This window comes from Xanthomonas massiliensis, assembly GCF_900018785.1.
Taxonomy (GTDB): domain Bacteria; phylum Pseudomonadota; class Gammaproteobacteria; order Xanthomonadales; family Xanthomonadaceae; genus Xanthomonas_B; species Xanthomonas_B massiliensis.
Genome location: NZ_FCOY01000006.1, coordinates 1462954 through 1489335, shown reverse-complemented (window position 1 = coordinate 1489335; position 26382 = coordinate 1462954). Strand labels below are relative to the sequence as shown.

The following is a 26382-nucleotide window of genomic DNA, read 5'->3' as shown; positions in this document are numbered from 1 at the left end:
CCACGACCGACGCTAGACGCAAGGACGTAAATGCACCGCCAACGAAGCGGCCGCGCTTCTTCACGCCGACGGGACAATGAACGGACGCCAGCGGTCCGTTCCGCGCCGCCGGTGCGACATTGCCCGGATGGCCGCCAAGCCCCATGTTGCAGGGGTGTCCACGCCCCCGCCAACGCCCGCATCCGTGCTCGAGCGCTTCCATCCGGCGGTCGCCGGCTGGTTCGCGCGCACGTTCGCCGCGCCCACGGCGGCGCAGGCGGCGGCGTGGCCGGCGATCGGCCGCGGCCGGCACGCGCTGGTGGCCGCGCCGACCGGTTCGGGCAAGACCCTCACCGCCTTCCTCAGCGCGATCGACGCGCTGGTGCGCCGCGGCGTGGCCGAGGGCGGGCTGCCCGACCGCACCGAGGTGGTCTACGTCTCGCCGCTGAAGGCGCTGTCCAACGACATCCGCCTCAACCTGGAGACGCCGCTGGCCGGCATCCGCGCCGAACTGGCGGCGCTGGGCCTGGCCGACGTCGAGATCCGCGCCGCGGTGCGCACCGGCGACACCCCGCAGCGCGAGCGCGCGCAGGCGCGCCGGCGGCCGCCGCACATCCTGGTGACCACGCCCGAATCGCTGTACGTGCTGCTGGGCTCGGAATCCGGGCGCGAGTCGCTGCGCCACGTGCGCACGCTGATCGTCGACGAGATCCATGCGGTGGCCGGCAACAAGCGCGGCAGCCACCTGGCGCTGTCGCTGGAGCGTCTGCAGCAGCTGGCGGAGCGGCCCATCGTCCGCATCGGCCTGTCGGCCACGCAGCAGCCGATCGAGGAGGTGGCGCGCTTCCTGGTCGGTGCGAACGCGGTGCGCGCGGACGGCACGCCCGACTGCGAGATCGTCGACATCCCGCTGCAGGGCCGGCGCGACCTGGCGCTGGTGCTGCCGCCCACGTCCCTGGCGCCGGTGATGTCCGGCGACCAGTGGCGGCAGGTCTACGAGCAGGTCGCCGCGCTGGTGCGCGAGCACCGCACCACGCTGGTGTTCGTCAACACCCGGCGCATGGCCGAGCGCGCGGCGCGGCACCTGGGCGAGCTGCTGGGCAAGGACGCGGTGGCCGCCCACCACGGCAGCCTGGCGCGCGATGCGCGGCTGCTGGCCGAGCAGCGGCTCAAGGCCGGCGAGCTGAAGGTGCTGGTGGCCACCGCCTCGCTGGAACTGGGCCTGGACATCGGCGAGGTCGACCTGGTGTGCCAGCTCGGCTCGCCGCGCTCGATCTCGGCATTCCTGCAGCGCGCCGGCCGCGCCGGCCATCATGTCGGCGGCGTGCCCAAGGCGCGGCTGTTCCCGCAGACCCGCGACGAACTGGTCGAATGCGCGGCGCTGCTCGACTGCGTGCGCCGCGGCGAACTGGACACGCTGCACGTCCCCGAGGCGCCGGCCGACGTGTTGGCGCAGCAGATCGTCGCCGAGGTCGCCTGCCAGGAGTGGGGCGAGGACGCCCTGTACGAACTGGTGCGCCGCGCCTGGCCGTATGCGCGGCTGCCGCGCGCCGAATTCGATGCGGTGGTGAAGATGCTGTCCGAGGGCTTCGCCACCCGCCATGGCCAGCGCGCCGGCTACCTGCACCGCGACGCCGTGCACCGCCGCCTGCGTGCGCGCCGCGGCGCGCGCATGGCCGCGCTCACCTCCGGCGGCACCATCCCCGAGACCGGCGACTACACCGTGGTGCTGGAGCCGCAGGCCGAGGTGATCGGCACGGTCAACGAGGACTTCGCGGTGGAAAGCCTCACCGGCGACGTGTTCCAGCTCGGCAACGCCAGCTACCGCATCCTGCGGGTCGAGGCCGGGCGCATGCGCGTGGAGGACGCCAAGGGGCTGCCGCCCAACATCCCGTTCTGGATGGGCGAGGCGCCGGGCCGCAGCGATGCGCTGTCGGCCGGCCTGTCGCGGCTGCGCGAGGAGATCGCCAAGCGGGCGCAGGCCGAGGGCCGCGACGGCGCGCAGGCTTGGCTGACCGGCGTGCTCGGCCTGGATGACGAATCCGCGCGCCAGCTGCTCGACCACCTGCTGCGCGGCGCCGCCGAACTCGGCGCCATGCCGACCCGGCAGTGCATCGTGCTGGAGCGCTTCTTCGACGCCAGCGGCGGCATGCAGCTGGTGATCCACAGTCCCTACGGCAGCCGCCTCAACCGCGCCTGGGGGCTGGCGCTGCGCAAGCGCTTCTGCCGCACCTTCAACTTCGAGCTGCAGGCGGCGGCCACCGAGGACGCCATCGTGCTGTCGCTGTCCACCAGCCACAGCTTCCCGCTGGCGGACGTGGCCCGCTACCTGCATTCGTCCTCGGCGCGCGAGGTGCTGGTGCAGGCGCTGCTGGATGCGCCGCTGTTCGGCGCGCGCTGGCGCTGGAACGCCACCAACGCGCTGGCGCTGGAACGCCACCAACGCGCTGGCGCTGCCGCGCTTTTCCGGCGGCCGCAAGGTCGCCCCGCAGCTGCAGCGGATGAAATCCGAGGACCTGCTGGCCAGTGTGTTCCCCGACCAGGTGGCGTGCCTGGAGAACATCGTCGGCGAGCGCGAGGTGCCCGACCACCCGCTGGTGGCGCAGACGCTGCGCGACTGCCTGGACGAAGCCATGGACACGCAGGGCTGGCTGCGCCTGCTGCGCGGCATCGAGTCCGGCGAGGTGCGGGTCGAGGCGCGCGACCTGGCCGCGCCGTCGGCGCTGGCGGCCGAGGCGCTGCAGGCGCGCCCCTACGCCTTCCTCGACGACGCTCCGCTGGAGGAGCGCCGTACCCAGGCGGTGCAGTCGCGCCGCGTCGATCCGCAGAGCGCCGACGATCTAGGCCGCCTGGACCCGGCCGCCATCGATGCGGTACGCGAGCAGGCCTGGCCGCAGGTGCGCGACGCCGACGAGATGCACGAAGCGCTGTCCGGGCTGGGCGTGATCACCGCCACCGAGGCCGCCGCCGGGCCGGACTGGCCGCAATGGCTGGCGCAGCTGGCGGCCGACCGGCGCGCCGCACGTCTGGTCGAGGCGGGTCCGACCGAGGCCGGCCTAGCCGAACCCGGCGGCGAGGACCTGTGGATCGCCGCCGAACGCCTGGATCAGTTCGCGCCGCTGTACCCGCAGCGTCGCCTGCAGCCACCGATCCAGGCACCCGCCGATTGCGCCGTGCCGGACTGGCAGCGCGAGCCGGCGGTGCGCGAGCTAGTGCGCGCGCGCCTGTCCGGCCTGGGGCCGACCACGCTGGCGGTGCTGGCCCACTCGCTGCAGCTGCCGCGCGGGGAGATCGCCGCCGCGCTGCTGGCGCTGCAGCAGGAAGGCTACGTGATGCAGGGCCGTTTCAGCGCCGATGCCGCCGAGGACGAGTGGTGCGAGCGCCACCTGCTGGCGCGCATCCACCGCTACACGCTGGGCCGGCTGCGGCGCGAGATCGAGCCGGTCAGCGCACGTGACTACGCGCGCTTCCTGTTCGCCTGGCAGCGCCTGGACGAGGACAGCCGCGCCAGCGGTGCCGAGGCGCTGGGTGGCGTGCTGGGCCAGCTGGAAGGCTACGAGGCACCGGCCGTCGCCTGGGAGTCGGAACTGCTGGCCGCCCGCGTACGCGACTACCAGCCGGGCTGGCTGGACGAGGAATGCAGTGCCGGCCGCACCCTGTGGACGCGCCTGCGGCCTTCGGCGACGGGCGCGGGCGGCCCGGCCTCGTTGCGTTCCACGCCCATCCTGCTGCTGCCGCGGCGCAGTGCCGGGCCATGGACGCGGCTGGCGGCGAGGGACGATGCCGACGCGGCCGACGACGCGCTGGGTTCGCGCGCGCGCAAGGTGCTCGACTACCTGGCCGGCAACGGTGCCAGCTTCTTCGACGAGATCGCCGACGGCACCCGGTTGCTGGCGACCGAGCTGGAGACTGCGCTGGCCGAGCTGGTCGGCCGCGGCCGCATCCATTGCGACAGCTACAGCGGCCTGCGCGCGTTGCTGGTGCCGGCCTCCAAGCGGCTGACGGCGCCATCGCGTCGACGCGGCCGCATGCCGCTGTACGGCATCCGCGATGCGGGCCGCTGGACGCTGTTGCGCCGGCCGGCCGAGGTGGCGCCGGAACAGGCGGCCGCCGCGCGCCGCGAGGCCGTCGAGCATGTCGCGCGCACGCTGCTGCGGCGCTACGGCGTGGTCGGCTGGCGCATCCTCGAGCGCGAGGCGGCCTGGCTGCCGCCGTGGCGCGAGCTGTCGCGCGTCTACCACCGGCTGGAGGCGCGCGGCGAGATCCGCGGCGGGCGCTTCGTCGACGGCCTGTCCGGCGAACAGTTCGCCCTTCCGGAAGCCATCGGCCTGCTGCGCGAGACCCGCCGCCGGCCGCACGACGGCCGCCTGCTCGTGATCGCTGCCAGCGACCCGGCCAACCTGCTCGGCACCGTGCTGGCGGGCGAACGCATCGCGCGCGTGCCGGGCAACCGCGTGCTGTACCGCGACGGCCTGCCGATCGCCTGCCGCGTGGCCGAGCGCTTCCAGCCGCTGCTGGAACTGGATGCCGGCGAACTGGCGCGGGCGGGGCAGCTGCTGGCCGAAGGCGCGCCACGGGGAACCGCTGCCCGCGCCGTGGTCACCGCCGCACCCGTTTAGGACGTGGCGCCAGCGCCCGGGCATGCGACGGCCTGCCGAGCGCGTGCGATCCCCGCCGCGTGTCTGCCGAGCGCTTCCAACCACTGCTGGAATTGGATGCCGGCGAACTGGCGCGGGAAGGGCAGCTGCTGGCCGATGGCGCGTCACGGCGAACCGGTGCGGGGCGGTCCGCCGCCGCGGATGGCCGGCGGCCTACCGCGCCTGCGCGTCGGCCGTCAGCGTCCTGGCCACCTTGCCGTCTTCGTCGAGGAACTCGATCGCGGCCCGGCCATCGTCGCCGACCCGCATCTTCAGGCGCGGCCGGCCCGCGGCGTCGGCGAGCAGGACGGCCGATTCACGGCTCTGGTCCGACTTGCCCAGGAACAGGCGCGTCGGTGCCGGCAGGGCACCCAGTTCTTCCGCCCGTTTCCGGAATTCGGCCCCCGAAAGCGCTTTCATTTCGTCCAGGTGGGCGACGAACGGTTCGATGGACTTGGTCGGGCGGTCGTTGATCGTCAGGCCCGCGAAGCGCGCCCCGTCGAATTCGCGCTGGTCCAGGCTGACCACCTGGTCGTTCTCGTAGGGATCGAAGCTGAGGTGGCCGTAGCTGGCGATCCTGCCGTCCTTGTCGCGGGAGCCGGCGAAGGTCAGCCCGCCGTTCTCGGTGCCTTCCTCGTTGTAGAAGATCATGCCGGCGGACCGGCGGTCGTGCGCATACTCGTGCCCCTTGAAGATGTACCCGGGGAACTGCTTCTGGTTGGAGATCACCATGCGCAAGGTGCCGTCGGGCTCGCGCAGGTTGATGCGTTGCACGTCGATCTGTTCGTAGCTGGCATGCCGGCCCGGCGATACGGCGGCCGTGGTGAAGAGCACGGCGACGGCGGCGGTGAGCACGCCGGAATAGAGCGTCAGCAGCCGGATGGCGGTTTCCTGCTTCATCGCATTTCCTCCCAGACGAATCGAGATTGGATGGCCGGCGCGGCCGCAGGGCTGCGCCATGCATCGGCACCGCAGGACACGGCGTTGCGGATGTGTCCCGCGATAGCCGTCGCGCGGGTGCTGCTCCGATCCCTCGCGACGGAGTCGCACGGGCGGCAGCGCCGGGCGTGGAGGAAACCCGGCACTGGCGGCGATTCTAGGAAATGGGATGTGCCGGATACCGCGTGCCAAAGGTCATGGGACGATGCCGGCGGGCAGCCGATCGCTCAAATCGCGATCCGGGTCACGGGGCGGGACCGACATGGCGCTCGATGCGCACGAACCGGATCCGGCGATGCCGTTCGGGCGTACCAGGCGGGACGGCCCGGGCCGCGACTGCCGTCGGGTTCGGTCCGCGTATCGCGCGGCATGGCAACGGATGCAGGATGGCTGCAAAGGCAAGCTTCCGGGCAAGTGTTCCTGCCGCGCCGCACCGGCGCGCCAGGCCGGTGCTTCCGGGGCATGGCGGTTCGGCGGGAGGACAGGACGTCTGCCGTCGGCCCAAAGAAAAACAGCGCGCCGCACCGCAGGTGCAACGCGCTGTCTCGAATAGTGGTGGAGCCAGGGAGGATCGAACTCCCGACCTCGTCATTGCGAACGACGCGCTCTCCCAGCTGAGCTATGGCCCCACATGCTGGATCCCGCGGTGCCGGCGGCACTGCCTCCCGCCCCGCGAGCGGCGCATTCTACGCGCATGCGCATCGCTCGCCAAGGGGGATGGCGCCGGGTCCGGAAGCGGGACGCGCTCGGCGGCCCCGCGCGGATGTCCGGCGCCCGCGGCGATCACTCGCGGTACAGCGGGAACTTCAGTTCCGGATGGCGGGCCTTCCATTCCTTGTAGGCGGCGGTGCCTTCCCAGGCGGCGAAGGACTTCGGCGTGCGGCCGCGGCCGGTCCAGGTCTCGCCGGTATGCGGCAGCTGGTACTTCGGCTTGACGGTGCCCTGGCTGGCCTTGCTGCCCTTGGACTTGGCCGGGACATGCGCGGCGGTACCGCCGACCAGCGCGGCGATGTCGGCGCGCTGCTTGGCGCTGAAGAACCCGCCGAACTGCTCGAGCAGGGAAATGATCGTGGAATGGGCGGAAGCGGCTTCGCTGGCGCGTTCGTTCTTTTCCTGTTCTTCCAGCTTCTGCAGTTCTTCCAGGAGCTTGGCCTTGGCCTGGGCGATGGAGTCGAGCTTGGTGTTTTCGGTCACGGCGTTTGCCTTTTTTATTGCGTCGTATTGCGGGGAGAAATAATCGAGGGGCATGAAAACCCGCGGGGATTATCGCATCGGCCGCGGACGAGGGCCACCCGCATGCCCGGGAAAGGGCGGGAATCCGCGGTTTTATCGCTCCGGAAAACCGGTGTTTTTATTTTCCATTCATTCGATGCCCGGCGCTTGGAATAACCGCTGGCCGGCGCCGGCGCCTTATCCGCCTTTTTGCGCGAGCAGGGGCGCCAGCACCGGTTCCAGCTCGCGACGTCGCCAGCCCGACAGCGCGGCCGGCCATTGCCCGCTTTCCAGCAGCGCCTCCAGGTGCTTGCGCGAGGCCAGCAGCCCGTCGGCCAGGCCCAGTGCCTGGCTGCGCCCGGCCACGGCCTGCTGCAGGCGCTTGAGCGCGGCCTTGCCGCTTTCGTCGGCGGCCACGGCCAGCGGTGCGTCGGCCTCGTCCGGCAGGGGCGCGTGCAGCACCTTCAGCACGCTGTCGGCCAGCTTGCGGGGCGCCTTGGGGAAGCGGTCGAACACGCGCTGCAGCGCGGCCAGGTCGACCGGCGGGGTGCGCGCGAGCACGGCGGCCAGTTCGTTGTCGAGGATCCAGCTGCGCGGGCGGTCGCTGTCGCGGGCCTGGCGCTCGCGCCAGCGCAGCAGGCGCAGCAGCCGGTGCTGGGCGGGGGGCTCCATGAACTGGGCCGCGCGCAGGCCCAGGTGCGGCCAGCGCTCGCCTTCGTCGTGGTCCGTCCCGTCGAGCAGGCGGGCGGCATCCTCGTCCAGCCAGGCGCGGCGGCCGAGTGCCTGCAGCCTGGCTTCCAGCGCATCGTGCAGCGCGAACAGGTGGCGCACGTCGTCGGCGGCGTACTGCAGTTGCGCGGGCGAGAGCGGGCGGCGCAGCCAGTCCGAGCGGGTCTCGCCCTTATCCACCTGGGCGCCGACCACGTCCATCACCAGCTTCTGGTAGCCCAGGCCGGCGCCCAGGCCGGCCATGGCCGCGGCGATCTGGGTGTCGAACAGCGGTCGCGGCACCACGCCGCAGGTATGGCGGAAGGCGACCAGGTCCTCGCTGGCGCTGTGCATGATCTTGAGGATGGACGGGTCGGTCAGCCAGGGCACCAGGGCCTCGGCCATGCCCGGCACCAGCGGGTCGATCAGCAGGATCTCCTCGCCGACCGCCATCTGCACCAGCGCCAGGCGCGGCCAGTAGGTGCGTTCGCGGATGAATTCGGTATCCAGTCCGATGCGGGCCGGATGGCGTTCGAGGCGGGAGGCCAGGTCTGCGGGGTGGTCGATCCAGAGGGGCACGGGCGATGGCCGGTTTGCGGGGGCGGGCGAGGATAGCCTAACGTCGTCGCCCCGATCGGTTGCGAGGACACGCGCGTGCGCAAGAGCGCCCGGCCTGGCTGGATGATGCTGGCGCTGCTGGTGGCGGCGTGCGCACGCACGCCCGGCCCGGACGCGGCGCCGGTGCCGGCGCCGGACGCAGCGGGGACGCCGGCGCCAGCGGCTGTGCCGCTGCGGCGGCCGCAGGTGAGCGTGCGCGAGGAAGGCGGGGATTCGGTGCAGCGCTGGGAACCGCCGGCGGTGGACCTGGCCGGACGCGCGCCGGCCACGGTGCGCCGCCAGGCCCGGCAGGCGCTGGCCCGGGATGCGTTGTTCGACGGCCCGGAGACGGCCATTCCCCTGTATCTGGCGCTGCTGCGGCGCGATCCCGGCGATGGCGTCGCCGCGCGCGGGCTCGAGCAGGCCGTGCGCCGGGTCGTGGAGCGCGGGAACGCGCACCTGGAACAGGCGCAGACCGCCGCCGATGGCGACGAGGCGGCGCTCGCCGACGCCGCGCGGGAGGCGCTGGTGGCGCTCAGCGTGGCGCCGGACGATCCGGCCACGCGGCGCCTGCAGCGGCAGGTCGAGCTGGCCCAGCGCGTGGACGGCCTGGTCCGCGACGGCGAGGCCGAGCTGGGTGCCGGCCATGTCGAGGGCGAGGGCGCGGCGGCCGCCTTCGCCGAGGCATTACAGCTGGCGCCGGACGATCCGCGCGCACGCCAGGGCCGCGCCGCGGTCGAGAGTGCCCTGATCGCCCGCGCCGAGGCGGCCGCGCAGGCCGAGGATTTCGAGCAGGCCGCGACCTGGCTGGCGCGTGCCGACGACGTGCGCCCGCCGTCGCCCGCGGTGGCCGATGCGCGCCTGCGCGTGCAGGCGGTGCGCCGGGCCCGGGTCGCCGCCCTGAACGAGGCCGCCGTGCACGCGCTGCTCGCGCCGACCGGGCTGCGCGCGGCGCAGGACGGGCTGGCCCATGCGCTGCGCATCGCCGAACCGGGCGATCCGGTGGCCGCGCGCCTGCAGGCGCGCGTGGACCGGGCGCTGCGCTACGGCGCGTTCCGCGCCGGGCAAGTGTTCACCGATGCGCTGGCCGACGGCAGCCGCGGGCCGCAGATGGTGGTGGTGCCCTACGGCGCCTTCGTCATGGGAGCGGGCGCGGACGAGGACGATGCCGCCGATGCCGAGCGGCCGGCGCACTACGTGCGTTTCGAGCGCGGTTTCGCCATGTCGATCACCGAGGTCACGGTGGCCGAGTTCGCGCGCTACGTCGCCGCCAGCGGCGCCCGCCCGCGCGCCACCCGGCGCGGCCATTCGGTGGTCTACGACGTGCGCAGCGGCAACTTCGTGCGCAGCAGCGGGGCGGACTGGCGCTCCGGCTACGACGGCCATCCGGCGGCGCCGGGCGATCCGGTGATGCACGTGAGCGTGCGCGATGCCGAAGCCTACGCGCGCTGGCTGAGCGAGCAGACCGGCCGCCACTACCGCCTGCCCAGCGAATCGGAATTCGAATACGCCCTGCGCGCCGGCCAGGCCGGCCGCTATGCCTGGGGCGACGCGGCCACGCCGCCGCCGGCGTCGGGCAACTACACCGGCGCGCTCGACGTCTCGCCCAGCGGGCGCCATTGGGACAACGCCTTCCCCGGCTATGGCGACGGCTACTGGGGGCCGTCGCCGGCCGGGCGGTTCGCCGCGAACGCCTGGGGCCTGCGCGACATGGCCGGCAACCTCAGCGAATGGGTTGCCGACTGCTGGCATGCCAGCTACCGGCGCGCGCCGGCCGACGGCGCGGCCTGGTACAACCCGGGTTGCCGCCAGCGGGTGGTGCGCGGCGGCGGCTGGTCCACCTCGCCGGAGCAGACCCGCGCGGCCTGGCGCATGTCCCAGGATTCGGACGTGACCAGCGCCCGCATCGGCTTCCGCCTGGTACGCGGCATTTGACGCGCGCCGCCGAGCCGGCAAACTGGCGCTCCGCCCGCGCCGGAACGCGGGACCGAGGACATTGCCCGATGAACGATCAGAGCCGGGTGCGCCGCACCGGCGGCATCCGCTGGGTGGTACTGCTGGCGTTCGCCGCCTACGCCGCCTACTACTGGTTCAGCAACCGCACCGAGGATCCGTACACCGGGCAGAAGGTGCTGATCGACCACCGCCTCGACGCCGGCCAGGAGCAGGCGCTGGGCCTGCAGGCCTACCAGCAGATCCTCTCGCAGGAACCGGCGCTGCCGGCCGATTCGCCGCAGACCCAGGAGGTGCGCGCGATCGCCAAGCGCCTGATCGCCCGCGTCGGCGACGTGGAGGACACGCTGGCCGCCGAGCATGGCGCCACGCCGCAGCACTTCGCCAGCGGCTTCCAGTGGGACGTCAACGTGCTGCAGTCCGACCAGGCCAATGCCTTCTGCCTGCCCGGCGGCAAGATGGCGGTGTACACCGGGCTGTTCCCGGTGGCGCAGAACGAGGACGCGATGGCGGTGGTGATGGGCCACGAGATCGCCCACGCGCTGCTGCGCCACGGCGCCCAGCGCATGGCCCAGCAGAAGCTGGTGCAGATCGGCCAGACCGCCACCGCGCTCGGCGGCATGGATCCGCAGCAACAGCAGATGGCGATGTCGGCGATGGGCTACGGCTACCTGTTGCCGTACGCGCGCGAGCACGAGACCCAGGCCGACGAGGTCGGCCTGCTGCTGGCGGCGGCGGCCTGCTTCGATCCGCGCCAGGCGATCCCGCTGTGGCAGCGCATGGAGCAGAACGGCGGCCAGCGCGCGCCGGAATTCACCTCCACCCACCCCGATCCGGGCCGCCGCATCCAGAACCTGCAGGCGCTGATGCCCAAGGCGCTGGAATACCGCCAGCGCTTCTGCGGGCAGGCGGCGCAATGAGCGAATCGATCGCCACCGGACGCACCGAGCCTGCGCTCGCGCCGGAGATGCCGCCCGCCGTGCCCGTGGCGGCGGCCGCCGGCCAGGGCGTGCTGGCCGCCGATGTCGGCGGCACCCACGCGCGCCTGGCCTGGGCCACGCGCGATGCCGACGGCGTGCTGCGCCTGCAGCGGGTGCAGCGCTACGCCTGTGCCGAGCACGCCGGGCTGGGGGCGATCCTGGCCGATTACGTGGCCGGCCTGGCCCATGCCGGCGTGGCCGGCGGCCCGCTGCCGGCGGTGGTCGCCATCGCCGGCGTCGCCGATGGCGATGCCTGGCTCAACGCCAACCTGCCGTGGCCGGTGTCGCGCGCGCGCACCCGCGCCGAGGCGGGACTGGCCTCGCTGGAGCTGCTCAACGATTTCGCCGCCCTGGCCTACGGCATCCCGCTGGCCGACCCGGCCGCGCTGCAGCCGCTGGTCGGGCAGGGGACGCACCGCTTCCGCTGGCCGGCGCTGGTGCTGGGGCCGGGCACCGGCCTGGGGGCGGCACTGCGCTTCGCCGATGGCGAACGGCCGGTGCTCGGTACCGAGGTCGGCCACGCCGCGCTCGCCGCCGGCAACGCCCTGGAGCTGGAGGTGCTCGCGCGCCTGCTGCGGCGCTGGCCGCACGTGGGCAACGAGCGGGTGCTGTCGGGAACCGGGCTGCTCAACCTCTATGGCTGCCTGTGCGAGATCGAGGGCGCGGCGCCGTGCTGGCACACGCCGGCCGAGGTGGTCGCCGCCGCCGACCGCGGCGACGCGCTGGCCGTGCGCACCGTGCGTGCCTTCTGCGAATGGCTGGGCAGCGCGGTCGGCGACCTGGTGGTCACGTTCGAGGCCCGCTCGGTGTACCTGGCCGGCGGCGTGTCCGGCCACCTGCGCCACTGGCTGGCCGAGGGCGGCTTCGCCCGCCGCTTCCTCAACAAGGGCGTGCTCGCGCCGACGCTGGAGCAGGTCCCGGTGTGGCGCATCGAGCATGGCGAACTGGCGGTGCTGGGCGCGGCCGCCTGGCATCTCGCCCATCCCGGCCACGCCGATGCCGGCCCGGCCATGCAGCCCCCTTTCCCAGGAGACCGCCCATGACCTCGCGTCGCCGCTTCCTGCAATCCTCCCTGCTCGCCGCCGGTGCGGCCGCGCTGCCGGCGATGGCCGACGTGCGCCCCCTGCCGGGAGGCGCGCGCGTGGCCTCCACCTGGGATTTCGGCGTGGGCGCCAACCAGGCCGCCTGGCAGGTGCTCGGCGCCGGCGGCAGCGCGCTGGACGCGGTCGAGGCCGGCGCGCGCTGGGCCGAGGCCGACCTGTGCAACAGCACCGTCGGCCACTGCGGCTACCCCGACCGCGACGGCGTGCTGACCCTGGACGCCAGCATCATGGACGGCGACGGCCGTTGCGGCGCGGTCGCCGCCATCGAGGACATCGAGCACCCGGTCTCGGTGGCGCGCGCGGTGATGGAGAAGAGCCCGCACGTGCTGCTGGTCGGGATGGGTGCGCAGGAATTCGCCGTGCAGCAGGGGTTCGCGCGCCGGCCGCTGCTCACGCCGGAAGCGAAGGCGGCGTGGGAGAAGTGGAAGCAGACCGCGCACTACGCCCCGCAGATCAACGCCGAGCGCCGGCAACTGCCCGGCAACGCCGAGAACCACGACACCCTGGGCATGATCGCCATCGACGCGCAGGGCCGCCTGGCCGGCGCCTGCACCACCAGCGGCATGGCCTGGAAACTGCACGGCCGCGTCGGCGACAGCCCGATCGTCGGCGCCGGCCTGTACGTAGACAACGAGGTCGGCGCGGCCACCGCCTCGGGCGTGGGCGAGGAGATGATCCGCAACGCCGCCAGCTTCCTGGTGGTGGAACTGATGCGCCAGGGGCGCAGCCCGACCGACGCCTGCCGCGAGGCGATCGCGCGGGTGGTGCACAAGCGCCCGGACGCCAGCAAGACGCTGCAGGTCTGCTTCCTGGCGATGAATCGGCACGGCGAGGTCGGCGCCTTCGCGCTGCACCGCGGCTTCGTCTACGCGGTGTGCGATGCGCAGCGCCGCGACGCGCTGCTGGATTCGCCCTCGGTCTACGCGACCACGCAGACATGAGCGCCGCGCGCACGCTGCTGGAGGTGGCCGCCGGTTCCCTGGCCTCGGCGCTGGCGGCGCAGGCCGGCGGCGCCGACCGGGTGGAGCTGTGCGACAACCTCGGCGAGGGCGGCACCACGCCCTCCTACGGCACCCTGGCGCTGACGCGCGACCGGCTGAAGATCCCGCTGTACGTGCTGATCCGGCCGCGTGCAGGCGATTTCCTGTATTCGGACGCCGAGACCGAGATCATGCTGCGCGATATCGAGACCTGCGTTCAGCTGGGCTGCGACGGCGTGGTGATCGGCGCGCTGCAGGCCGACGGCAGCATCGACGCGCGCCTGTGCCATGCACTGGTCAGCGCGGCCGGCCGCCTGGGCGTGGCCTTCCACCGCGCCTTCGACGCGACCGCCGACCTGGCGCAGGCGCTGGAGGAGGTGATCGCCCTGCGCTGCGTGCGCGTGCTGACCTCCGGCGGCCATGCCGACGCCTGGGCCGGGCGCGACGTGCTGGCCGGGCTGGTGGCGCAGGCCGGCGAGCGCATCGCGGTGATGCCCGGGGCCGGCATCACCGCGGTCAACGCCGTGGCGTTGGCCGCAGCCACGGGGGCGGCGCAGCTGCATGCCTCGTGCAAGCGCGCGCGCAGTTCGGCCATGCACCATCTCAATCCCACCCTGGCCGGCCTGGCGCCGGACTGGTACGAGACCGACGAGGACGAGGTGCGCGCGCTGGTCGCCGCGCTGGCCGGGGACCGGGCGTGAGCCGCGTGGCCGCCCTGCTGGCCTGGGCCGCGCTCGCGCTCGCCTGCACCGGCCAGGCGCGGGCGCGGCCGCCGGTGCCCGCGCCGCTGCCGCTGCACGAGAGCCCGGTGCCCGGCAGCGACCGGCTGGTGATCCTGCTGTCCGGCGACGGCGGCTGGCGTGCCCTGGTACGCGGCATCGACGCCGAACTCAACCGCCAGGGCGTGGCGGTGGTGGGCTGGAACAGCCTGGGCTATTTCTGGCAGCGTCGGACCCCGCAACAGGCCGGCGCCGACCTGGCCCGCGTGATCGAGGACTACACCCGGCGCTGGCACGTGCGCGAGGTGGCGCTGGTCGGCTATTCGTTCGGGGCGGACGTGCTGCCGTTCCTGTACAACGCGCTGCCAGCCGGGACGCGGGCCCGGGTGCGCTTCGTGGCACTGCTCGGCCTGGCGCCGCAGGCCGATTTCAAGGCCAGGGCCGGGGGCTGGCTCGGCTGGGGACCCCGCCGGCCGGTGGCGGTGCTGCCGCAGGTCGCGCGCATGCCGGCCGCACGCGTGCAGTGCATCCACGGCCGCGAGGAACGCGACAGCCTGTGCCCGCGCCTGGCCGCGCTGGGCGTGGCGGTGGCGTCGGCACCCGGCGGCCATCATTTCCAGGGCGACGCCGCCGGCCTGGCGCGGATCGTCGTGCAGGGCTGGCGCCGCACGCCGCCGCTGCCGGCGACTGGCTGAACCGCCGCGCGACGGCCCCTGCCGGGGTGCTGGCGCCGTTGCCGGCGGACGCGTTCAATGCGCGCTTTCCCGCCGGGCCGCGCGCCATGCATCGCACCACGAATCGACTCCGGGGCCTGGCCTTCGCCCTGGCCACGTTGCCCGCACTGCTGGTCAGCGGCTATGCCGCGAGCGTGCACCACGAGCACCGCCTGGGCGGCGCCTACGGCCGGGTGCAGACCGAATGGCCCATCGGTCCGGTGCGCGGCACGGCCATCGTGCTTGCCGCCGAGGACGGCGATTCCGCCCCCGAGCACCGGCTGGCCGCGCAGCTGGCGCGCCAGGGCATGCTGGTGGCGCTGGTGGACGGCGACCGCTACCTGCGCGCCCTGCGGGCGATGGGCGCGCGGGCCTGCCCGCGCCTGGGCGAGGATGCCCAGCACCTGGGACGGCGGTTGGCGCGGCAGGCCGGGGCCGGCGATTTCAGCGCGCCGGTGCTGGTCGCGCGCGGGCCGCTGTCTGCCCTGGCGCGGCAGGTCGCCGCGGCCAGCGCCCCCGACCAGGTGGCGGCCGCAGTGCTGGCCGGTCCGGGCACGCAGGCGGCGCCGCTCCCCTGTCCGGCCTCGGGCGTGGCGGCGTCGGGCGTGGCCGGCGGCCAAGCCGTGCCGGTGCGCCAGGTCGCGGACGGTGACGATACTGCCGGCTGGGCCGCGGCGGTACGCGCGGCGATTCCGGCTTCGGTGGCGTCCGGCTTTGCCGGGCTGCCGCTGGTGGAACTGCCGGCGTCGGGCCATGGCGACGGGCGCATGGCGGTGCTGCTCTCCGGCGACGGCGGCTGGCGCGAACTGGACCAGGGCATCGCCCAGGCCCTGCAGCGGCAGGGCGTGGCGGTGGTGGGCCTGAACAGCCTGCGTTATTTCTGGTCCGGCAAGGACCCCGCGCGCACCGCCGCCGACCTGGGCCGGGTGATCGCCGAATACCGCCTGCGCTGGCACGCATCGCGGGTGGCGCTGGTGGGGTACTCGTTCGGCGCGGACGTGCTGCCGTTCGTGTACCCGCGGCTGTCGCCCGAGCAGCGCGCCGCGGTGGACGAGGTGGCACTGCTCGGCTTGGCCCACGAGGCCGATTTCCGCATCCGCATGGGCGGCTGGCTCGGCCTGAGCGGCGGCGGGCTGCCGATCGCGCCGCAGCTGGCCGCGCTGCCGCCGCAACGGCTGCTGTGCGTGTACGGCACGCAGGAGCGCGACACCCTGTGCCCGACGCTGCGCGGCCGCGGCGTGGACGTGCAGGCCACGCCCGGTGGCCATCACTTCGACCACGATCCGGAAGCGATGGCGGCGCGCATCCTCAAGGCCTGGCCGGCCGCGGCGGCGCACGCCTGAGCCGCCGCCGGCGGGAAGCTCAGGGGCGCGGCAGCGGACCGGGCCGGATGTCCTCCACCCGCACCTGCAGGCGGCCGTCGGCCAGGCGCGCCTCCAGCACCTGGCCCGCGTGCGCCTGCTGCACCGAACGCACCAGGGCGCCGCTGCCGGCATCCTGCAGGATGGCGTAGCCGCGCGCGACCGTGGCCAGCGGGCTCACCGCCTCCAGCGAACGGGCCAGCGCCTTCAGGCGCAGCGCGTCGCGCTGCAGCCGGCGGGCGATGTCGATACGCGGGCCGAGCGCGGCCAGGCGCTGGTGCAGCAGTTCCAGCCGCCGCGAGGGCGCCCGCAGGCGCAGCGCGGCGGCCGCCTGGGCCAGGCGTTGCCGCTGCAGGGCCAGGTGGCGGTCCCATTGCGCCTGCAGGTGGCGCATCGCCTCGCGCTGACGCCGCTCCAGCAGCTGCAGGCGCGCGGCAGGGCTGCGCGCGCCCAGGCGCAGCCAGGCGCGGTCAGTGCGTTGCATGGCCTGGGCCAGCGCCTGGACCTGGCGTTGCTGCAGGCGGTGGTGCAGGTGGCGCAGGCGCGCGCCGAGGTCGCGCCGGTCCGGCACCAGCAGCTCGGCCGCGGCCGAAGGCGTGGGCGCGCGCAGGTCGGCGGCGAAGTCGGCCAGGGTGAAGTCGGTCTCGTGGCCGATCGCGGAGACCACCGGCACCGGCGCGGCGGCGATCGCCCGCGCCAGCGCCTCGTCGTTGAACGCCCACAGGTCCTCCAGCGAACCGCCGCCGCGGGCCAGCAGGACCACGTCGTAGCGGCCGCTGGCGAGGGCGGCGCGCAGCCGCGCGAGGATCTGCGCGGCGGCCGCCTCGCCCTGCACCAAGCTCGGCAGGATCTCCACGTCCACCAGCGGGAAGCGCCGCCCGAGCACGCTGAGCACGTCGCGTATCGCCGCGCCGGTGGGCGAGGTGATCACCGCCAGGCGCCGCACCAGCGCCGGCAGGGGACGCTTGCGCGCCGCATCGAACAGGCCCTCGGCGGCCAGGCGCTGGCGCAGCTCCTCGAAGGCGCGGCGCAGCGCGCCTTCGCCGGCTTCCTCCAGATGGTCGAGCACCATCTGGTAGTCGCCGCGCGCCTCGTACAGGGTGAGCCGGCCGCGCGCGAGCACGCGCAGGCCCTCGCGCGGGACGAACTTCAGCCATTGGCTCTTGGGCCGGAACAGCGCGCAGCGCACCTGGGCGCGCGCATCCTTCAGGGTGAAGTACAGGTGGCCCGAGGCGGGGCGGGTGACGTTGCCCAGTTCGCCTTCCACCCAGACCAGCGGGAAGGCGCCCTCGAGCAGGTCGCGGGCCAGGGTGTTGAGCTGGCTCGGGGTGAAGATGCGGTCGTCGCGGGAATCCATGTCCGGATTATCCCGCATCCGCGGCCGGCCGCGTCCCACGCGCCCTGGTGGCGCGCGGCCGGTACCTGGGCGCGCTGCGCATGCTGGGGCAGCGTCCACCGCGCGTGCTCGCGCACCCGCGCCGAGGGATGCTCACGGCGCGCCGCGAGCGCAGCCAGCACCACGGGCGTGGATGGGACACGCTCCCCGGCGTGCGCGCGGTCGGTGACTGGGCACGCTGCGCATGCCGGGCCAGTGCCCACTGCATGTATTCGCGCACCCGTGCCAGAGGGACGCTCGCGGCACGCACCGCGCGCGGCCAGCACCACGGGCGTGGATGGGCCGCGCTCCCCGGGGGGCACGGCCGGTGCCTAGGCGCGCTGCGCATGCCGGGCCAGTGCCCACTGCACGTGCTCGCGCACCAGCGCCGAGGGATGCTCGCGGCGCGCGGCGAGCGCGGCCAGGACCTCGGGCGTGGACGGGGCGTTGCCCAGCGCCACGGCGAGGTTGCGCAGCCAGCGTTCGTGGCCGCTGCGGCGGATCGCGCTGCCCTCGGTGCGGCGCAGGAATTCGTCTTCCTCCCAGGCGAACAGCTCGGCCAGGCTCGCCTCGTCCAGCCGGTTGCGGGCGACGAAGCCGGGTTCGTCGGTGCGCCGGGCGAACTTGTTCCACGGACACACCAGCTGGCAGTCGTCGCAGCCGAAGATGCGGTTGCCGATCGGGGCGCGCAGTTCCTCCGGGATCGGCCCGGCGTGCTCGATGGTCAGGTAGGCGATGCAGCGGCGCGCGTCGAGCACGTGCGGGGCGACGATGGCGCGGGTCGGGCACACCTCGATGCAGCGCGCGCAGGTGCCGCAGTGGGCGCTGGCCGGCGCGTCCACCGGCAGCGGCAGGTCCACGTAGAGCTCGCCGAGGAAGAACCACGAGCCGCCGTTCCTGTCGATCAGGCAGGTGTGCTTGCCGATCCAGCCCAGCCCGGCGTTGCGCGCCAGCGCACGCTCGAGCACCGGTGCCGAATCGACGAAGGCGCGGTGGCCGAACGGGCCGACTTCCGCCTGCACCCGCTCGGCCAGCGTCTGCAGGCGGTTGCGCATCAGCTTGTGGTAGTCGCGGCCGAGCGCGTAGCGGGCCACGTAGGCACGCTCGCCATCGGCCAGCGTGGCCCAGGCCTCGGCGTCGTCGCGGCGGCCGTAGTCGAGCCCGACCGAGACCACCCGCAGCGTGCCGGGCACCAGCTCGGCCGGGCGCTCGCGCAGGCCGGCGTGGCGCGCCATCCACGCCATGTCGCCATGCATGCCGGCGTCCAGCCAGGCGCGCAGCGCGGCGCGGTCCTGCGCGCCCGGCTCGATGCCGGAGATGCCGACGTGACCGAACCCGAGCGCATGCGCATGCTCGCGGATGCGCGCGGCGACGCGTTCGGGGTCGGGTTCGTGACGGGCCGCAGACATGGGGCGAAGTATAGAATCGCGCCATGTACACGCCGCTCGATCTCTACGACGTCGCCTCGGCCCGCAGCATCGACGTGCGCGCCACCGCGCAGCTCGGCGGCGATGCCTACGTGCTGATGCAGCGCGCCGGGCTGGCGGTATGGCAGCAACTGGCGCGGCACTGGCCGCAGGCGCGGCGCATCGTGGTGGCCTGCGGTACCGGCAACAACGGCGGCGACGGCTACGTGCTGGCACGCCTGGCCCACCAGGCCGGCCGCGACGTCACCGTGGTGCACCTGCCCGGCCATGGCCCGGCCTCGGCGCTGGCCCAGCGCGCCTGTACCGACTACCTGGGCGCCGGCGGGCGCGTGGCCCTGTTCCCGTCCGACCTGGCCGATGCCGACGTCCTCGTCGATGCGCTGTTCGGCATCGGCCTGAACCGCGCGCCGGACGCACCGACCGCCGCCTTCATCGAGGCGATCAACGCCGCCGCCGCGCCGGTGCTGGCCATCGACGTGCCCAGCGGCGTGGACGCCGGCCGTGGCTGCGTGCCCGGCACCGCGGTGCGCGCGCAGCTGACCGTGCAGTGCATCGTCGCCCACGTCGGCCTGTACACCGGCGATGCGCTCGAGCACGTGGGCCACGCCGAGGTCGTGGGCCTGGACGTGCCGCCCTCGGCGCTGGAAGGGCTGGTCCCGGCCGCCCAGCGCTGGACCGCCGAGGCGCTGGGCCACTACCTGCATCCGCGCCGGCTCAACACCCACAAGGGCGAGTCCGGCCATGTGCTGTGCGTGGGCGGCAACCTCGGCAGCGGCGGGGCGATCATCATGTCCACCGAGTCGGCGTTGCGCAGCGGCGCCGGGCTGGTCTCGGTGGCCACCCGCCAGGCGCATGTCGCGCCGCTGCTGACCCTGCGGCCGGAAGCGATGACCCGCGCGGTGGAGGATGCCGACACCCTGCGGCCCCTGCTGGAGAAGGCCAGCGTCATCGCCATCGGCCCCGGCCTGGGCCAGGACGCCTGGGCGCAGATGGCCTGGCCGCTGGCGCTGGAGGCGGGCAAGGCGCTGGTGCTCGATGCCGACGCGCTCAACCTGCTTGCCGCCCATCCGCGGCCGCTGCCGGCCGACACCGTGCTCACCCCGCATCCGGGCGAGGCCGGACGCCTGCTCGGGCTGTCCAGCGCGCAGGTGCAGGGCGACCGCCTCGCCGCCGCGCACGCGTTGGTCGAGCGCTACGGCGTCACCGCGATCCTCAAGGGCGCCGGCAGCGTGGTGGTCAGCCCGGGCCAGGTGCCGCGCATCATCGCCGCGGGCAATCCCGGCATGGCCGTGGGCGGCATGGGCGATTTGCTGACCGGCGTGGTCGCCGCACTGCGCGGGCAGAAGCTGGCACCGTTCGATGCCGCGGCGGTCGGCGCCCTGCTGCACGCGGCTGCCGGCGATGCCGCCGCCGCCGACGGCGAGCGCGGCCTGTTGCCGCTGGACCTGCTGCCGCACCTGCGGCGCCTGGCCAATCCCGAGCCACAGGCATGAGCGCGGCGATGTTGGCCGTGGCGCTGCCCGACGAGGCGGCCACCGTGGCGCTCGGCCGGGCGCTCGCCGCGGCCCGGCCCGAACGCGCGGTCGTCCACCTGCAGGGCGACCTGGGCGCGGGCAAGTCCACGCTGGCGCGCGCGCTGCTGCGTGCGCTGGGCGTGGCCGGCACGATCCGCAGCCCGACCTACACCCTGGTGGAGCGCTATCCGGTGCCCGGCGGCGAGGCCTGGCACCTGGACCTGTACCGGATCGGCGACCCGGGCGAGCTGGATTTCCTCGGCCTGGACGAGGGCGGGGCGGCGCTGTGGCTGGTGGAATGGCCCGAGCGCGGCCGCGGCGGCCTGCCGCCCGCCGACCTGACCGTGGCGCTGTCGATCGACGGCCCCGGCCGGCGCGCGCGGCTGCAGGCGCATACCGAGGCCGGTGCCGGCTGGCTGCACCGCATCGACCTGAACGGGAAGTTGCAGGCCAATGTTGCCGGAGGACGCTAGGAAAGACCGGCAGGTTACGGATTATTAAGGAAAACCCTATTGCGTTTATCAGGCAGCAATGCTTGAATCCGTTCCATGCGCCAGGGGAATCGCCCATTCATGTTGTTTGCCGTACTCGCCAGCCTGTCGCTGGCGGGCATGGCATCGGCCTGGGCGGGCGAAATCCGCGGCGTCTCGGTCGGCAACGGCCCGACCGGGACCCGCGCCGAAATCCGCATGGACGGGCAGGGCAGCTACAAGACCCTGGCCCTGTCCAATCCCGCCCGGCTGGTGGTGGATTTCCCCGCCTCCAGCGCCGCCAAGGGATTGGCGATGCCGGCCGGCGCCGGGTCCGTCGCCAGCGTGCGCACCGGCCAGCCGGTGCCCGGCACCTTCCGCGTCGTGTTCGACCTGGCCAACGCGGTGACCGCATTCAAGCCCACGCTGGAGACGCGTCCCGGCGGCAGCACGCTGGTCATCGAATGGCCGGGCGACGGTACGCCGGCGCGCGCTTCGGCGGCTGTCGCGGCCGCGCCGCCCCCGGCCTCCGTTGCGCCCGCCGGGGAGGGCCCCGCGCAGGCCGTCGTCGCACGCGAGGAAGCGGCGCGCGCCACCGCCGCGCTTGCCGCTTCCGTGGTCCACCAGAGCACCGCGGTTCCGCCTGCGCCTGCGTCCGCGTCGAACGTGCCGGCATCCGCTGCCGTGACGCCGGTGTCCGCTGCGATCCCGGCGGCCGGTCCCGGCGGGGCCGGTGCGGCTAGTGCAGGCGTTGCTGGCAGCGCTCCCGCCAACGCCGCCAACGCCGCCGCGATCCTCAACGGTGCCCAGACGGCGCATGCGGCGCCGGTGCCCCCGCAGTCGGCGCCAGCGGCCGCGGTCGTGGCCGACGCCACGCCGGAGCCGCCGCGCCCGGTGCTGCCCAGCGAGTCCTCGCGCATCCGCATGCAGAAGGGCATGCGGCCGCTGGTGGTGGCCATCGATCCCGGCCATGGCGGCCAGGATCCGGGCGCGACCGGGCCGACCGGCAAGCACGAGAAGGACGTGACCCTGGCCATCGGCCGCGAGCTGGCGCGCCAGATCAACGCCACGCCCGGGTTGAAGGCGTACATGACCCGCGACACCGACGTGTTCATCCCGCTACCGATGCGCGCGCGCCTGGCACGCCAGGCCAAGGCCGACATCTTCATCTCCATCCACGCCGACTCGGCGGAGAACCGCGGCGCCACCGGATCGTCGGTGTACGTGCTTTCCACCAAGGGCGCCTCGAGCCAGCGCGCGCGCTGGCTGGCCGACAAGGAAAACGCCGCCGACCTGGTCGGCGGGGTGCGCCTGCAGAAGACCGACAATACCCTGGCCAACGTGCTGATCGACCTGGCCCAGAGCGGTCACATGAAGGCGTCCGAGGATGCCGCCGGCCACGTGCTGGGCGGGCTCAAGCGCATCGGCAACATCCACAAGGACGAGCTGGAACGCGCCAACTTCGCGGTGCTGCGTACCTCGGACATGCCGGCGATGCTGGTGGAAACGGCGTTCATCTCCAACCCGGACGAGGAACGGCGCCTGACCGACCCGGCGTTCCAGAAGCGCCTGGCCGGGGCGGTGCTGGATGGCATCAATACCTTCTTCACCCGCCAGCCGCCGCCGGGCACGTTGTACGCCGCGCGCGCCCAGGCCGAGGCGGAGGCCGCGTCCAGCATGGTCGCCGGCGGCAGCCGCTGACACGCCGGGCGGTTCGGGCACGTCGCCCGACGAGGGTGGTCATCGCGGGTGCGGCGACCGGGCCGTGACCACGGCTCGCGTGGCAGGCTGCCGGCGAGTTGACCGTTCGCGAGCGCCTGCGTCCGCCGGAACGCCAATGCCTCGGCAGCGCCCACTGCGTCGGCCCGCGCCTGCGGGAAACACCGGGCGGCATCGTCGGGTGCGACGCGGGAACCGCTATCATCCCTGCCTGATCGCGTCCCGAGCCGTACCGATGCCCGTTGCTTGCCTTTGTCCGCCCTCGTTCCCGTCGCCGACGCGGTGGGGAGGCGTGCGATGACGATCCGCCCGCTGCCGGAGATCCTGATCAACCAGATCGCCGCCGGCGAGGTCGTCGAGCGTCCGGCCTCGGTGGTCAAGGAGCTGGTGGAGAACGCCATCGACGCCGGTGCCACGCGCGTGGACATCGACCTGGAAGAGGGCGGCGTGCGCCTGATCCGCATCCGCGACAACGGCGGCGGCATCCCGGCCGGGGAGCTCGCGCTGGCGGTCAGCCGCCACGCCACCAGCAAGATCGCCTCGCTCGACGACCTGGAGTCGGTGGCCACCCTCGGCTTCCGTGGCGAGGCGTTGCCGTCGATCGCCTCGGTCAGCCGCTTCACCCTGGCCTCGCGTCCGGCCGGGGCCGAGCATGGCGCGGCGCTGCAGGTCGACGGCGGCAAGGTCGGCCAGGTGGCGCCGCGCGCGCATGCCCCCGGCACCACGGTGGAAGTGCGCGAGCTGTTCTACAACGTGCCGGCACGGCGCAAGTTCCTGCGCGCCGAGCGCACCGAGCTGGGCCACATCGAGGAATGGCTGCGTTCGCTGGCGCTGGCGCGGCCGGATGTGGAACTGCGGGTGAGCCACAACGGCAAGCCGTCGCGCCGCTACAAGCCGGGCGACCTGTATTCCGACGTGCGCCTGGGCGAGACCCTGGGCGAGGACTTCGCGCGCCAGTCCCTGCGCGTGGACCACGAGGGCGCGGGCCTGCGCCTGCACGGCTGGATCTCGCAGCCGCATTATTCCCGCGCGAGCGCCGACCAGCAGTACCTGTACGTCAACGGCCGCTCGGTGCGCGACCGCAACGTCGCCCATGCGGTGAAGATGGCCTATGCCGACGTGCTCTACCACGGCCGCCAGCCGGCCTACGTGCTGTTCCTGGAGCTGGACCCGGCCCGGGTCGACGTCAACGTGCACCCGGCCAAGCACGAGGTGCGCTTCCGAGACGCGCGCCTGGTCCACGATTTCGTCTATCGCACCCTGCAGGAAGCGCTGGCCCATACCCGCGCCGGCCTGACGCCGGCGCAGATGGGGGAGGAGGCCGCGCCGGCCGCCGCGGTGCCGCTGCCGCCGGCGGGGATGCCGGCGATGCCCGCCAGCACGGCCGCGCCGACGCCGGCCAGCGCCTGGGCGCCGCGCCAGTCGCCGCTGGGCCTGCGCGTGGACGAGGCGCCGGCCGCCTATGCCGCGCTGTACGCCGCGCCGGCCGCTGCCGCGCCCGACGTGTTGCCCGGCGGCCAGGCGGGCCTGCCGCCGGCCGACGAGGCCGCCGGCGTGCCGCCGCTGGGCTATGCGGTCGCGCAGTTGCACGGCATCTACATCCTGGCCGAATGCGCCGACGGGCTGATCGTGGTGGACATGCACGCCGCGCACGAGCGCATAGGCTACGAGCGCCTGAAGAGCGCCCACGACGGCATCGGCCTGAAGGCGCAGCCGCTGCTGGTGCCGATCACCCTGGCGGTCGGCGAGCGCGAGGCCGACGTGGCCGAGCGCGAGGCCGCCACGCTGGCCGACCTCGGCTTCGAGGTCACCCGCAGCGGGCCGCAGTCCCTGCACATACGCGCCATTCCCGCGCTGCTCGCGCGCGCCGAACCCGCGGCGCTGCTGCGCGACGTGCTGGCCGACCTGCGCGAGCACGGCCAGAGCCGGCGCGTGGCCGGCGCGCGCGACGAACTGCTCTCGACCATGGCCTGCCACGGCGCGGTGCGTGCCCATCGGCGCCTGACGATCCCGGAAATGAACGCGCTGCTGCGCGACATGGAGGCGACCGAACGTTCCGGCCAGTGCAATCATGGCCGTCCGACCTGGGCGCATTTCAGCCTGGGCGAGATCGATCGCTGGTTCCTCAGGGGGCGTTGATGGGCAAGAACGGGGGAAGGGCCGCGATGGCGGCCTGGCTGCTGCTGGCGGTGCTGGGCGGTTGCGGGCGGCCGCCGGCCGCCGCACCGGCCGCGGCGGTGCCGGACAAGGCGTTCCTGGCCGACGAGCAGGCCTGGCGGACGCAGCGGCTGGAGGACCTGCGCCGGCCCGACGGCTGGACCAGCCTCGTCGGCCTGCACTGGCTCACGCTGAAGGCGCACTACATCGGCGCCAGCGCGGACAGCGGCATCCGCCTGGCGGTCGGCCCGGCCAAGATGGGCATGGTCTCGCGCGAGGGCGATGCGGTGTTCTTCACGCCCGAGCGCGGCGCCGCCCTGAGCGTGGACGGCCATCCGCTCACGGGACGCATCCGTTTCCACAGCGATCGCGACGCCCAGCCCACCACGATCGCCTTCGACGATGGCAAGGGCCTGCTGACCCTGATCCGCCGCGGCGACCGCTATGCGTTGCGGGTCAGGCATGCCGACGCGCCCGCGCGGCAGGCGTTCGCCGGGCTGGCGTACTGGCCGCTGGACCCGTCGTGGCGGATCACCGGCCGCTTCGTGCCCAACGCCGCCGGGGCCACCCTGCCGATCGTGGACATCGTCGGCATCACCACCGAGCAGCCCAACGCCGGCGCCGTCGAGTTCGAGCGCGACGGCAAGCTGTGGACGCTGCAGGCGATCGGCGAACCGGGGCGCGCGCTGTTCGTGGTGTTCGCCGACCGCACCAGCGGCCACGGCAGCTACCCGGCCGGCCGCTTCCTCGACGTGGACGCGCCCGACGCGAAGGGGCGCGTGGTACTGGACTTCAATCGCGCCTACAACCCGCCGTGCGCGTTCACGCCGTTCGCCACCTGTCCGTTGCCGCCGCCGGAGAACCGGCTCGACCTGCGCGTGGAAGCGGGCGAGAAGGCCTACCACCCGCCGCAATGAGCCGTCCTGCATACGTGCCAGCATGTGCCTGGCGCTGGCTGGCGGGCCTGGCGCTGTGCCTTGCGCTGCTGCCGGCGGCGCGCGCGGCAGCGCCGGAGCCGCTGCTGTGGAAGGTCGAATCCGGCCATGGCAGCGCGTTGTACCTGCTCGGGTCGTTCCACCTGCTGCAGGCGGACGACTACCCGCCGGCGCCGTCGGTCATGGCCGCCTTCGGCGACGCCGACCGCGTGGTGTTCGAACTGGCGCCGCAGGAACTGGGCGCGCCGGCCCTGGCCGCCGCCATGCGCCAGGCCGGCACGCGTGCGGGCGGCAGGCTGCAGGACGAGCTGGACCCGGCCACCTGGGCGCGGCTGCAGGCCCTGGCCGCCCGCGAGGGGCTGGCGCTGGACGCGCTGCAGGGCTGCAAGCCGTGGTTCGTCGGCCTGTCGCTGGGCGTGGCGACCATGACCCGGCAGGGATTGGATCCGGCCCTGGGCCTGGACCGCTGGTTCATGGAACGCGCCGCGCAGGCTGGCAAGCCGACCGCCGGCCTGGAACGGGCGCAGGACCAGATCGCCCTGCTCGACGGCATGGCGGCGGAGGAACAACGCCAGCTGCTCGACGAGGCACTGGACCAGTTCGACGACGACGGCGGACAGGCCCGCGACCTGCACGATGCCTGGCGTGCCGGCGACGCTGCGCGCCTGCAGGCGCTGGCCGGCGAGGCCATGCGCCGGCGCTATCCGCGCCTGTACCGGCGCATCAACGTCGATCGCAACCGGGCCTGGCTGCCGCAGCTGCAGGACTGGCTGCGGCCGGGGCAGGGCGACACCCTGGTGGTGGTCGGCGCCCTGCACCTGCTCGGCGAGGACGGCGTGGTCCAGGGCCTGGCCGCGCGCGGCTACCGGGTGCGGCGCATCTGCGGCAGCTGCCAGCCCTGAAG

At 74.0% G+C, this 26382-nt stretch carries 18 protein-coding genes, 1 tRNA gene and 1 pseudogene; 14 read left to right on the top strand and 6 right to left on the bottom strand.

Features of this window, described 5'->3' with window-relative positions; all coding sequences use genetic code 11:
• The first annotated feature begins 127 nt into the window (after window positions 1-127).
• Window positions 128-4598 (top strand): annotated as a pseudogene (locus tag BN3794_RS09670) (DEAD/DEAH box helicase).
• Between the two features lie 192 nt (window positions 4599-4790).
• Here the strand turns inward: BN3794_RS09670 and BN3794_RS09665 are convergent.
• From BN3794_RS09665 to rnd, 4 genes are all read right to left on the bottom strand, one after another.
• Complete coding sequence (locus BN3794_RS09665; RefSeq protein WP_066096628.1) at window positions 4791-5516, bottom strand: hypothetical protein; 726 nt, start codon at window positions 5514-5516, stop codon at window positions 4791-4793.
• 592 nt (window positions 5517-6108) lie between these two features.
• Window positions 6109-6184, bottom strand: a tRNA-Ala gene (locus tag BN3794_RS09660).
• A 154-nt stretch (window positions 6185-6338) separates the two neighbouring features.
• Window positions 6339-6749 carry an H-NS family nucleoid-associated regulatory protein gene (locus BN3794_RS09655; protein ID WP_066096625.1) on the bottom strand — a complete coding sequence of 137 codons (411 nt, stop codon included), beginning with the start codon at window positions 6747-6749 and terminating at the stop codon, window positions 6339-6341.
• A gap of 216 nt (window positions 6750-6965) precedes the next feature.
• Entirely contained in the window at window positions 6966-8054 is a 1089-nt protein-coding gene (gene rnd / locus BN3794_RS09650; RefSeq protein ID WP_066096621.1) for a ribonuclease D, read from the bottom strand.
• A gap of 102 nt (window positions 8055-8156) precedes the next feature.
• On the opposite strand from rnd, the gene BN3794_RS09645 reads away from it, so the two are divergent.
• The 7 genes from BN3794_RS09645 to BN3794_RS09615 all read left to right on the top strand — a co-directional run bounded on the left by BN3794_RS09645 (window position 8157) and on the right by BN3794_RS09615 (window position 15863).
• Window positions 8157-10007 carry a formylglycine-generating enzyme family protein gene (locus tag BN3794_RS09645; protein WP_066096618.1) on the top strand — a complete coding sequence of 617 codons (1851 nt, stop codon included), beginning with the start codon at window positions 8157-8159 and terminating at the stop codon, window positions 10005-10007.
• 68 nt (window positions 10008-10075) lie between these two features.
• Window positions 10076-10945 carry a M48 family metallopeptidase gene (locus BN3794_RS09640; RefSeq protein WP_066096615.1) on the top strand — a complete coding sequence of 290 codons (870 nt, stop codon included), beginning with the start codon at window positions 10076-10078 and terminating at the stop codon, window positions 10943-10945.
• Between the two features lie 47 nt (window positions 10946-10992).
• Window positions 10993-12048, top strand: a complete 1056-nt coding sequence (locus BN3794_RS09635) for a glucokinase (protein ID WP_066097217.1) — start codon at window positions 10993-10995, stop codon at window positions 12046-12048.
• Window positions 12045-13049: a glycosylasparaginase gene (locus tag BN3794_RS09630; RefSeq protein ID WP_066096612.1), complete on the top strand. Its 1005-nt coding sequence runs from the start codon at window positions 12045-12047 to the stop codon at window positions 13047-13049. Before BN3794_RS09635 ends, BN3794_RS09630 begins: the two co-directional genes overlap by 4 nt.
• The gene (locus tag BN3794_RS09625) at window positions 13046-13789 is read left to right on the top strand and encodes a copper homeostasis protein CutC (RefSeq protein WP_066096609.1); all 744 of its coding nucleotides are present in this window, start codon (window positions 13046-13048) and stop codon (window positions 13787-13789) included. The genes BN3794_RS09630 and BN3794_RS09625 overlap by 4 nt, the downstream gene beginning before the upstream one ends.
• Window positions 13786-14502 (top strand): AcvB/VirJ family lysyl-phosphatidylglycerol hydrolase, encoded by a 717-nt coding sequence (locus BN3794_RS09620; protein WP_066096607.1) that lies wholly within the window; start codon window positions 13786-13788, stop codon window positions 14500-14502. The genes BN3794_RS09625 and BN3794_RS09620 overlap by 4 nt, the downstream gene beginning before the upstream one ends.
• A gap of 86 nt (window positions 14503-14588) precedes the next feature.
• Window positions 14589-15863, top strand: coding sequence for a virulence factor family protein (locus BN3794_RS09615; protein WP_066096602.1), 1275 nt, complete (start codon window positions 14589-14591; stop codon window positions 15861-15863).
• 19 nt (window positions 15864-15882) lie between these two features.
• On the opposite strand, the gene xseA is transcribed toward BN3794_RS09615, so the two are convergent.
• Together xseA and queG are read right to left on the bottom strand one after the other, a co-directional pair.
• Window positions 15883-17238: an exodeoxyribonuclease VII large subunit gene (xseA, locus tag BN3794_RS09610; protein WP_066096600.1), complete on the bottom strand. Its 1356-nt coding sequence runs from the start codon at window positions 17236-17238 to the stop codon at window positions 15883-15885.
• Window positions 17239-17588: 350 nt separating this feature from the next.
• On the bottom strand, window positions 17589-18665 hold the full coding sequence (gene queG / locus BN3794_RS09605) for a tRNA epoxyqueuosine(34) reductase QueG (RefSeq protein WP_066096597.1): 1077 nt from the start codon (window positions 18663-18665) through the stop codon (window positions 17589-17591).
• Between the two features lie 23 nt (window positions 18666-18688).
• Between queG and BN3794_RS09600 the strand changes: the two genes are divergently transcribed.
• The 6 genes from BN3794_RS09600 (at window position 18689) to BN3794_RS09575 (ending at window position 26380) form a co-directional block, all read left to right on the top strand.
• Window positions 18689-20176 carry a bifunctional ADP-dependent NAD(P)H-hydrate dehydratase/NAD(P)H-hydrate epimerase gene (locus tag BN3794_RS09600; RefSeq protein WP_066096594.1) on the top strand — a complete coding sequence of 496 codons (1488 nt, stop codon included), beginning with the start codon at window positions 18689-18691 and terminating at the stop codon, window positions 20174-20176.
• Complete coding sequence (tsaE, locus tag BN3794_RS09595; RefSeq protein ID WP_236493207.1) at window positions 20173-20670, top strand: tRNA (adenosine(37)-N6)-threonylcarbamoyltransferase complex ATPase subunit type 1 TsaE; 498 nt, start codon at window positions 20173-20175, stop codon at window positions 20668-20670. Before BN3794_RS09600 ends, tsaE begins: the two co-directional genes overlap by 4 nt.
• A gap of 75 nt (window positions 20671-20745) precedes the next feature.
• Window positions 20746-22368: an N-acetylmuramoyl-L-alanine amidase gene (locus BN3794_RS09590; RefSeq protein WP_066096591.1), complete on the top strand. Its 1623-nt coding sequence runs from the start codon at window positions 20746-20748 to the stop codon at window positions 22366-22368.
• A gap of 315 nt (window positions 22369-22683) precedes the next feature.
• Complete coding sequence (mutL, locus tag BN3794_RS09585) at window positions 22684-24525, top strand: DNA mismatch repair endonuclease MutL (protein ID WP_066096588.1); 1842 nt, start codon at window positions 22684-22686, stop codon at window positions 24523-24525.
• Complete coding sequence (locus tag BN3794_RS09580; protein WP_066096585.1) at window positions 24525-25460, top strand: DUF1684 domain-containing protein; 936 nt, start codon at window positions 24525-24527, stop codon at window positions 25458-25460. The genes mutL and BN3794_RS09580 overlap by 1 nt, the downstream gene beginning before the upstream one ends.
• Entirely contained in the window at window positions 25457-26380 is a 924-nt protein-coding gene (locus tag BN3794_RS09575) for a TraB/GumN family protein (RefSeq protein ID WP_078059674.1), read from the top strand. Before BN3794_RS09580 ends, BN3794_RS09575 begins: the two co-directional genes overlap by 4 nt.
• Window positions 26381-26382: the final 2 nt, after the last annotated feature.